General features: G+C 59.5%; 1 pseudogene. It reads right to left on the bottom strand.

The window, feature by feature from the left end:
• A pseudogene (locus KZZ04_RS18950) lies at positions 1–279 on the bottom strand (RNA degradosome polyphosphate kinase); the annotation flags it as partial.

Below are 279 nucleotides of genomic sequence, written 5' to 3' on the forward strand. Positions count from 1 at the left end.
GTCCTTGGCGGCCTGGCGCAGCAGGTCGACCACCGGGGTAAAGGACTCGAACGGGTGCAGCAGCAGAATGTCCTGCTTGCTCACCACACTGAAGATGTTCTCGCTGTTTTGCAGCAACTTCGGGATCTGCGGCGTGAACGGCGTGTATTGCAGCTCCGGATGGCTGTCCAGGCCGGTGATACTGAACAGGCGCGTCAGGTTCACCGGGCCATTGACCTGATACAGCTCGCTCTCGCTGAGGTTGAACTGCTTGAGCAGGTAGTCCGACAGGTGTTTCGG

The sequence above is a fragment of the Pseudoalteromonas sp. CR1 genome, from assembly GCF_019392235.1.
Classification (GTDB): Bacteria; Pseudomonadota; Gammaproteobacteria; order Enterobacterales; family Alteromonadaceae; genus Pseudoalteromonas.